A 6,569-nucleotide genomic window follows, 5' to 3' on the forward strand; every position below is an offset into this window, starting at 1 on the left:
GAGTTATAGTAACCTTCCTTAATATTAGGAAGGTTTTTTTATTCTTTATAAATTAGGTATAACATGAATTTTAAGCTTTTATCTATAGTAATGTTATTAACATAAAGAATAAAAAATATGTGCTTAGAATATAGGGCTAAATATTACATAAGTTAAGTATATTAAACCTGATAAAGTTGTTTAGATCTGACAAGTAGGGAAATAACAATTAGGAGAAGGTATCATGAAAGTAAATAACAATAATAGAGTAGCTATAAAAATGGCAATTGCTCTTGTTTTAGGATTAGTAGTAGGTATAGGATGTTTATTACTAAGAGAAAATTTAATAGCAAATGGAAATGCAGATGCATGGACAAAAATAAATAATATTTTATTCCAAGATATATCAGCAGAAGGTGCAACAAGCGCTTTAGGTATTTTTTATATAATAGGACAGTTATTTGTGAACTCACTTCAACTTATAATTGTACCAATGGTATTCACTTCTATAGCATTAGCTATGTGTAAGATAAGTGATACTAAGAAGCTTGGACGTATTTCATTTAAAACTATATCAGGATTTTTAATAACATCATTTTTTGCATTAGCAATAGCTGGAATAATAGGTTTTATAATTAAGAACTTAGGTTTATTTACTGCTAATGTGGATAATGTTACAGCAAAAGTCGGAGTGGCAAGTTCTACTAATCCACTACTTGTAATAGTAAATGTAATACCAAATAATATTATATCTGTTTTCTCAAAAAATAGTGAAGTACTTGCAGTTGTATTTATCGCAGTAGTAACAGGATTATGTATTAATAATTTAGGTGATAAAATAAAAGTGTTAAAGACTGTATTAGAAGAAGTGAACTCTATTATTACTGTATTCTTAACTTTTGTAATAACTAAGTTTGGACCAATTGCAATATTTGTACTTATTACAAGAACATTTGCAATATATGGTGTAGATAATTTAAAACCAGCATTGGTATATGTAGTAGTTACAGTAATTACTTTACTACTATTCTTAATATTTGGTTATGCTATATTTGTAGCAATAGGAGCTAGACTTAACCCATTTAAATTTGTGAAGAAAATAGGGAAAGTTGCTTTATTTGGATTTTCAACTTCATCTTCAGCAGCAACATTACCTTTAAATACGAAGACTACAACTGAAGAATTAGGTGTTGATAAGGATATAGCATCATTTATATTACCTCTTGGAATGACTATAAATATGAATGGTACTGCAATAATGCAAGTCATAGCAACGATATTTATAGCATCTTCAGCAGGATATGATGTAACAATAGGAAATATAGTTGTTATTTCATTAATAGCATTAATAGCATCAGTTGGTACTCCAGCAGCACCAGGAGCAGGAGCAATAATACTATTCACAGTGTTATCAGGTATGGGATATAACAATGATGCAGCAATACTTGCCTACTCATTAATTCTTGCTATAAATAGACCTATAGAAATGCTTGTAACATCTTTAAATGTAGTAGGAGATGCAGCAACAAGTGTTGTAGTTGCAAAATCTGAAGGAATGCTTGATGAAAAAGTTTATAATGCAGATTAAATAGAGAAATTTACATAGAGAAATAAATATTGAAATGTTTTAAGAGTATTTAGAGTGTCGACGAAGTCGGCACTTTTATTTTTTTAGAGAGGATTTAGCATATTCTTGTTATATATTATTAAATTTTAAATTGATAATTAAAGAAACTTAAAATTTAGTAAAACATTATGTCAAAAAAGGCATTTCTCCATATTATATATTAGATAGATTTAGTCTAATTTAAAATGGAGTTGATGACTTTGGAGACTAATACATCAAAAGATAAATCTTGTTTTAGTGGTAAAATAGTAACAAGAAAGAATAAAACCTATAATAGAGATAGGCAGATTTATAATAGGGCAATTCAAAAATTTCCTAAGGCTATAATATATTGTAAAAGTACAGAAGATGTTACTTGTGCTGTAAAAGATGCCTTTAAAAAAAGATGTCCAGTTAGAGTAAGATCCGGTGGTCACAATTATGAGGGGTATTCAACAGGAAATAATATAGTAGTTATTGATGTAAGTAAAATGAGGAAAATAAGAATTAATTATAAAGAAAATACAGTGACTATTCAATCAGGAGTAGAGAACTATATGCTTTATGATTTTCTAGGAAAAAGGGGATATCCATTTCCAGGAGGAACTTGTCCAACGGTTGGATTATCAGGATATTCCCTAGGTGGAGGTTGGGGGTTATCTGCAAGATTATTTGGTCTTGGAACAGATAGTTTAGTTGAGGCTGAAATAGTTAATTATAAAGGTGAAGTTTTAAAAGCAAACAGAAGAGTTAATACAGATTTATTTTGGGCTTTAAGGGGTGCAGGTGGAGGAAACTTTGGAATTGTAACTTCATTAAAATTTAAGCTTCCACCTAAGGTTAAATATGTAACTATATTTAGAATTCTTTATAGTAAAACAAGTCAACAAGAGCAAGCATATGTAATGAATCTTTATCAAAATTTATATAAGCATTTAGATAGGAGAGCAAATATAAGGGCTAGTTTTTATAATTCTCATATAGAGGGAAAAGGTATAGATATATCAGGAATATTCTATGGAAAAGAAAAAGAAATAAAAGAGATATTAAAGCAATTTTTAAGATTATCAAATGTAGCATATGTATTTAGATATGCTACATTTTTAGAAGCAATAAGCTTAATTGAAGATTTATATCCTGCTAGTGAAAAGTTTAAGTCTACAGGAGCTTTTTCTAATAGAATGTACACAAAAGATGAATTGTATAATTTAGCTGGAGTAATAAGAAGTAGGCCAGAAGGTTCTATTTTTACTGCAGTAACATTTTATGGACTTGGTGGGGCTGTTAAAGATGTAGGAAGCAGAGAAACAGCCTTTTATTATAGAGATTCAAATTATATTATTGGAATGCAAACAGTTTGGGAGGAGGAAAAGTTTGCAAAGGAAAATAGAAAATGGTTAGATTCTAAAGTTTGCTACTTGAAGACATTAACACAAGGATTTTATGTTAACTTTCCATATAACCTTTTAAAGGATTATGAGAAGTCTTATTATGGAGAAAATATAGAGAGGTTAACTAAGATTAAGAAAAAATATGATCCTTTTAATTTCTTTCACTTTCCTCAATCAATAAGGATAATTGAATAATATAAAGAGTATGGTGCTGTCGCACAATAAAAAATTAAGAATGAATAATGAAAAATTAATGAAAAAACTCCTGAAGGAGTTTTGAAAAGAAATTAATTTTAGTAATTCTGTAAGAATTACATCAATAATTCTTCATTTTTAATTTTTAATTCTTAATTTGGGCTGTTTGTGCGACAGCTCTTTATTTTTTATACATAGCTTTAGAAAAAAGATTAGTTGTAGTAAATAATCTAAATTAAGATAAATTATATTGATAATTGATAGAAATTTTAAGTGAAATTACCTCAAGAAAAGACTGTAAATTATTAATTTTCAGATATTGACAATAGATGGTAGAAAGGGTTAGAATATTAATAGATAATGATAATTAATATCAATTAGAAAAAGGATATTATAATTTAATTGATGTATAGATTTCAAAATAATACTTACATGCCTAGTGTGGACATGCAACATATAAATGTTTTAGGTAAGCTTTAGCTTAATTTTATGTTCAAAATACATAAAAAAGATAATTGAAAGGATGATATAAATGGAAAATAAATATCCAATGTCACAATTAATTGCTGGCAGAAGAACAATAAGAAAATTTAAGAATGAGTCTATAGAAACTGAGGTGTTAAAAGATCTACTTCAAGTAGCATCTTGGGCTCCTAATCATAAGTTAAAAGAACCATGGAGATTCATTATTTATAAGGATGAAGGAAGTAAGGTCCTCGGAAACATAATGTTTGATGTAGCATCAAAAGGTAGAAAGATGAAAAAGAGTCCTGAAGAGATGAAAAATTATTTCTCATCTATTCCAGCTCACATATTAGTAGTAATGCCAGAAGATCCTCAGCCTCTTATAAGAGAAGAAGATTATGCAGCAAATAATGCTTTAATTCAAAATTTCCAGCTTGCAGCTTGGGAAAGAGGGATAGGAGTATTTTGGAAGAGTGATGGATATATTACACTACCTGCCTTTAGAGAAGCGGTTGGTGTAGTTCCAGGAGAAAAAATAGTAGCTATATTACATGTTGGATATCCAGATATGACGCCAAAAGCTCAGGAAAGAACAAAAGTATCTGAAAAGATTACTTTAATTGATTCAGCGAATAATTAAGAATTAATTTAAAATAGAAAAAGAATAATTAAAGAATTATATAATTATTAATGCAATTTTTTTAAAATTGTTAAAATTAAGATACTACCTCATTAAATAATGGGGTAGTTTTTTTATTGAAAGTGCAGAAAGATTATTTTATAATAATAAATCGAAAAATAAGGCAATATAAGATATAGAAGGAGCAACTTCATAAATAGATAGATTATATTATGCTACAGTATCTTAAATTATGTTAATAAAACGGATATACTAAGGATTATTAAAATTATAAACAAAAGAAGGAGAATATATATGGCAAAAAAATTACCTAAAGAAGCTTATGGAGGTGTCCATGGAAAAGACTATGTTCCATATTTAAATGATAAATCTAAGAAAGGAAGTAATATATCAGTACTTATAATAGGTGCAGTTTTATCTGCAATTTTTGCAGCTTCTACTGCTTATTCAGGTATGAAATCTGGATTAACAGTTGCTGCTGGTATCCCTGGAGCAATTATTGGATCAATGCTAATTGGAGTATTTGCAAAGGATAAAGGGATGCTTGGTAAAAATATTACCCAAGGTATGTCTAGTGGCGGAGAGTCTATAGCAAGTGGTATGATTTATGTTTTACCTGCAATTATATTAATAGGAAAAAATATCACTTTTTTAGAAGGGCTTGTAGTTGGAGTAGGTGGAATACTATTTGGAATAGGAGCACTATCTTTAGTATATAATTATTTAATGGTTGAAGAGCATGGAAATCTTATGTATCCAGAATCTATGGCTATTTCTGAAACTCTTGTAGCATCAGAAGGTGGAGGAGATGCTATAAAATATATGGGAATAGGATTTGCTATAAGCGGTATTATTAATGTTTTAACAGGATCATTTTTAAATATAGTTAATAACACTATTTCTTATATGGGAAGTAAGTTTTATAAATGGAAGTTTGCAACAGAAGTAAATCCACTTTTACTTGGAATAGGCTTTATAGTAGGTCTTGAAGTATCATTAACTATGTTTGCTGGATCAGTATTAGCCAATTTTGGTATAGCTCCATTAATAGGTTACTTTACAGAGCTAGCAGAAAAAAACATACAATCTTGGAATGATGCTTCAGTATTAGTTCATCAAATGGATGTAAATGCTATATCAGGAAGTTATGTTAAATATATAGGTGCAGGAATGATGCTTTGTGGTGGAATAATTGGAGCAATAAAATTAATTCCAACTATTGTAGTTTCTATTAAGGAAACATTAAAGGCTAGGTCTGGTAATAGTGACAAAGGTGAGAAGGGGTCAAGTGAGATTATTATATTATTAGCAGGAGTAATTATTGCTTTTGCTGCAGGATATTTTATATCCGGAACAATGAAGATGGCTATAATTGCAACAATTGTTGCTTTAATACTTTCATTATTATTTGTTATTGTATCTGGTAGATTAACAGGAACAATAGGTACATCAAACCTTCCTGTATCAGGGATGACTATAGCTTCATTAGTTATTTTAACATTATTTTTTGTGATTTTTGGATGGACTACAAAGTCAGATAATAAATCACTATTACTATTTGCAGCATTTATGGTGGTAGCAATATCAGTAGCTGGAGGATATAGTCAATCACAAAAGGTAACCTTTATTATTGGTGGAAGTAAAACTGAAATGCAAAACACCTTTGCATTAGCAAGTATAATAGGGGTAATTGTAGTTACAGGTACTATAATGTTACTTTCAAGTCAATTAGCTGAAACAGGAGCAAATGCTCAATTTGCATTACCACAAGCTAACTTAATGGCAACATTAACTTCAGGAATAATGTCAGGAAACTTACCTTGGCCGATGATAATAGTAGGAGTTGTTATAGCGTTATTTTTATTCTTTTTAGATTTACCAATAATGACTATAGCAATTGGGTTTTACTTACCTATTTCAACTACTTCAATAATATTAGTTGGCGCATTAATTCGCCTAGTGGTAGAGAAGATGAGTGATAGCGAAAAAGATAAAGAAGTTAAGATATCAAATGGGATAAGTTTATCATCTGGACTTGTTGCAGGAGGATCAATAATAGGACTAATAGGTATTATACTTCAAGTTACAGGGGTAATTACTCCAAGGACTCCAAGTGGTTTTGCAAGCGGTAATATGATGGCAATAATACTACTTATTATTTTAGTAGTGGCAACAACAATACCTATTATGATGTCAAAATCAAAGGATGCTTAAATTTTCAATTTGAACTTTAAATAAGGCTGCTTATAAAGCAGCCTTATTTAATACAATACTAATTAAATTAATATAATAC

The 6,569-nt window shown here is 29.2% G+C and carries 4 protein-coding genes; all 4 read left to right on the forward strand.

Annotated features, from left to right (window positions below):
* The first annotated feature begins 223 nt into the window (after window positions 1–223).
* Window positions 224–1,567 carry a dicarboxylate/amino acid:cation symporter gene (locus E6248_RS11395; protein ID WP_316340923.1) on the forward strand — a complete coding sequence of 448 codons (1,344 nt, stop codon included), beginning with the start codon at window positions 224–226 and terminating at the stop codon, window positions 1,565–1,567.
* Between the two features lie 239 nt (window positions 1,568–1,806).
* On the forward strand, window positions 1,807–3,171 hold the full coding sequence (locus E6248_RS11400; RefSeq protein WP_316340924.1) for an FAD-binding oxidoreductase: 1,365 nt from the start codon (window positions 1,807–1,809) through the stop codon (window positions 3,169–3,171).
* 532 nt (window positions 3,172–3,703) lie between these two features.
* Window positions 3,704–4,276, forward strand: a complete 573-nt coding sequence (locus E6248_RS11405; protein WP_316340925.1) for a nitroreductase — start codon at window positions 3,704–3,706, stop codon at window positions 4,274–4,276.
* A gap of 294 nt (window positions 4,277–4,570) precedes the next feature.
* Window positions 4,571–6,490: an OPT family oligopeptide transporter gene (locus tag E6248_RS11410; protein ID WP_316340926.1), complete on the forward strand. Its 1,920-nt coding sequence runs from the start codon at window positions 4,571–4,573 to the stop codon at window positions 6,488–6,490.
* Window positions 6,491–6,569: the final 79 nt, after the last annotated feature.

It is taken from the genome of Clostridium sp. (assembly GCF_032552055.1).
GTDB lineage: Bacteria > Bacillota > Clostridia > Clostridiales > Clostridiaceae > Clostridium.